The organism is bacterium (genome assembly GCA_027622355.1).
Classification (GTDB): Bacteria; UBA8248; UBA8248; order UBA8248; family UBA8248; genus JAQBZT01.
In genome coordinates this window covers 1-3,243 of the sequence record JAQBZT010000306.1, presented here as the reverse complement: position 1 = coordinate 3,243, position 3,243 = coordinate 1, and the positions used below count along the sequence as shown (strand labels likewise).

Sequence of the window (3,243 nt, the reverse complement as noted above, 5' to 3'; positions counted from 1 at the left end):
CCTGCAGGAGGACAGACACCCCGCGCCGGTTTCGTTCTACGGGGTGTCGAAGGCGGCAGCGGAGACCTGCGTCCGCCATTTCGGTCTTCAGGGGGGAGATTTCACCATCTTCCGGATGTTCAACATATACGGGCCGGGACAAAACCTGGAGAACCTCCGGCAGGGGATGGCCAGCATTTATCTGGCGTACCTTCTGCGCGGGGAGCCGATTCTCGTCAAGGGCTCCCTTGATCGCTACAGGGATTTTCTTTACATCGACGATGTGGTGAATGCCTGGCTCGCCGCGTGGCGCAGCCCTCGCGCCGCGGGAAAGACGTACAATCTCGGCTCGGGGGAGAAGACCACGGTTCGCTCGCTTCTCAACGCCATGCTTGCGGCGGACGGCAAATCGCAGGATGAATACCCCGTTGTCCAGGCGGAAGGAACGCCGGGGGATTTGATCGGAAATTATGCCGATATTTCGGCCATCCGGCAGGATCTGGAATGGTCTCCCGGCGTAGATTTGCAGGAGGGTCTGAAAAGGATGATCGAATGGGCCCGGTCGCAACCGTTACCATCGTCTTCCTCTTGAGTTGAAGGGAAAATTTCCATGAGCTCTTCTCCTGAACGGTGCTCCCTCTGCGGGGGAAACTCCTTCGAGGTAGTGGCCACCAAGCTTCGCTACAAGAAGGACCAAAAGGGCTACCACTGCAACGGCTGTTCCCTGGTCTTTCTTCATCCGCCCATGTCGCCGGAGGAAGAGCGCCGTTTTTACGAGGAAGAATACGGAATCATTTACAGCGAGGAGAAGAACACTACCCCCAAGGATCTTTTCACCGCGCGGCAGGACGACGCCCGGATGTATCTTGACTGGAGCCGGGACTGGCTCACGGAGCAGGACGATTGCCTGGAGGTCGGCTGTGCGTCGGGCTATTTTCTCGCCGTCCTTCGGGGTCAGGTGAAGTCGGTCCTGGGGCTCGAGACGCACAAGGAGCTCCGGAGCTTCTGCCAAGAGATGGGGATTCCCATGGGGGAATCACTCGCCGATTGCCCGGACGATTCGGTGGATCGTTTCTTCGCTTTTTTCGTCCTCGAGCATCTGGGCGATCCCGCGATTTTTCTCTCCGAGGCTCGCCGCGTCTGCCGGCCGGGGGGGAGCATCGTTCTCGTGGTTCCCAACGTGGAGGACGCGCTTCTCTCGTTGTATGAGTTGGAGGCGTTCCGGGATTTCTACTTCACGCCGGCCCATCAGTTCTATTATTCGCGGCAGACGCTGGGGAAGCTGTTCGAAAAGTGCGGATTCCAGAAATTTACGATCATTCCCAAACAACGGTACGACCTCTCCAACCACATGGTCTGGATGATTTCGGGACGCCCCGGAGGGATGGGAAAATTCAACCATGCCTTTGACGGGGAACTCCTCGATGCCTACAAGAAAAGTCTCGAATCGAGGTTCCTTTGCGATACGCTCCTCGCCGTCATTGACGTGGATTCGAAATGAAAAAACTTCGCGCTGCGATCGTGGGCTTCGGCGGCATGGGCCAGCGCCACCACCGTGCCTACGAGGGCACGCCGTGCGAAGTCACGGCGATCGCTGAGTTCTTTCCGGAGCGGGTGCCACAGCATTTGCCTGATTTTCCCTCTGAACATGTCTATTCCCATTACGCGGACATGATGGAGAACGAGGAGATCGACGTTCTCAGCGTCGTCTCGAACGGCCCGACCCACGCCGAAATCGTGATGGCGGCCGCGGAGCGGGGCATCCCCCGCATCATTTGCGAAAAGCCCCTGGCCACGAGTCTTGAAGAGGCCGATCGTCTGATCGAATGTGTGAAGCGGACCGGGGCCCGCGTGAGCGTCAATCACATTCGCAGGTGGAGTTCCGCTTATCAAAAGGTCCGGAAGCTCCTTGACGAAGGAGTGTTCGGGGAGCTTCGCCATTTCTACTTTCACTCCGGGAGCACGGGGCTGGGAAACTTTGTCGTCCATGTCTTTGACCTGATGCGCCAGCTCTCCGGCTCGGAGGCAGCCTGGGTGTCGGGCACCCTGGACCAGACGGGTACGCCGAACCCGAGGGGCGCGCAGTTTGTCGATCCGGCTGGCTTCGGGATGGTGATGTTCCGAAACGGCATGCGGGCCTTCGTGGATTCGGGTGAGGATACCGGCGTCCAGTACCTTTTTGTTCTCGCCGGAACTCACGGGCGGCTGATCATTGACGAACTTAACGCCTCCTGGGAGCTTCGGCTTCGGACGGAGGAGACGCGGGATGCCCCGCTGACGCGCTACGGTTCGGACATGGCGCTTGTGCCCTTCGATGGGGGGCCGCACGATATTGTCGAATTGACCCGCGAGAACATCCGCGAACTCAGTGGAGACGGTCCGTTGAGCTGTACAGTGGAAGACGGTATGCGTTCTCTCGAGTTGGTCATGGCGTTTCACGAGTCACACGAGAGCGGGAATTGCCGGGTTGAGCTTCCCCTGGGGGAAGAGGCCCGAAAGCGGGTCGTCTCCATTGCCTGATCCAGAAAGTCCCGGAATGCGCATCTGTCTGCCCGGCGGCCCTCAGCGGCGGCGGACGGCGGGAGAACTGTTCTCATGACACAATATCGTTTTCCCCGCCGCGCCCTGGTGACGGGGGCGGGCGGTTTTTTGGGAAAGGTACTCACGGCCCGCCTCGACGCCGCGGGCTGGGAGGTCTGGGGCATCGGGCGAAGCAAAACGGCGGGGTTTTCCCGGAAAAAGGGGCGGTATATCCGGTGCGACCTTTTTCGCGCTTCCGCCCCCTTGAAGCGCATTGTGGCCGAGGTGGCACCCGGAGCCGTCATACACTTGGCCGCGGCCGTTCCCGGCCGAGCGGGGGCGAATGAGTGGGAGTTGGTCGAGCGGAACGCGCGGATGACCGCGCACCTTCTCGCTGCGTGCGAGGGGATTCCGCGCCCGCCCAGAGTTCTGCTGGTTTCCTCGAGTGCCGTGTACGGGTCGGGAAAGCCGAGGGGGGCGATTTCCGAGCGGCACAGTCTTCGGCCAGTTAACTACTATGGCGTGAGCAAGGCCATGGTCGAGATGCTGGGAAGCCGGGCGGCCGCCGGGGGTCTTCCTGTCATTTGCGCCCGCCTGTTCAACCTGATCGGTCCAGGACAGGCCGGGAACTTTGTGGTACCCGCCTTCATGAGAGTGATTTCCAGTATCCTCGGAGGGAAAGCCCCGCCCGAGATACGGCTCGCGACCCCCAGCTCAGCCCGGGATTTCGTGGATGTCCGCGAT

Annotated in this window: 4 protein-coding genes; all 4 read left to right on the top strand. The window is 60.5% G+C overall.

What is annotated here, in order from left to right; all coding sequences use genetic code 11:
- Positions 1 to 571: NAD-dependent epimerase/dehydratase family protein (locus O2807_13905; protein MDA1001595.1), on the top strand; the 571-nt coding region annotated here is incomplete at its 5' end.
- An 18-nt stretch (positions 572 to 589) separates the two neighbouring features.
- Entirely contained in the window at positions 590 to 1,480 is an 891-nt protein-coding gene (locus tag O2807_13900) for a class I SAM-dependent methyltransferase (GenBank protein MDA1001594.1), read from the top strand.
- Entirely contained in the window at positions 1,477 to 2,499 is a 1,023-nt protein-coding gene (locus tag O2807_13895) for a Gfo/Idh/MocA family oxidoreductase (GenBank protein MDA1001593.1), read from the top strand. Before O2807_13900 ends, O2807_13895 begins: the two co-directional genes overlap by 4 nt.
- Before the next feature lie 75 nt (positions 2,500 to 2,574).
- Positions 2,575 to 3,243 (top strand): NAD-dependent epimerase/dehydratase family protein (locus tag O2807_13890; protein ID MDA1001592.1); only part of this gene is annotated, 669 nt, incomplete at its 3' end.

Coding starts and splice junctions, on each gene's coding strand:
- O2807_13895 (MDA1001593.1), top strand. CDS start 1,477: ATGAAAAAACTTCGCGCTGCGATCGTGGGCTTCGGCGGCATGGGCCAG.
- O2807_13900 (MDA1001594.1), top strand. CDS start 590: ATGAGCTCTTCTCCTGAACGGTGCTCCCTCTGCGGGGGAAACTCCTTC.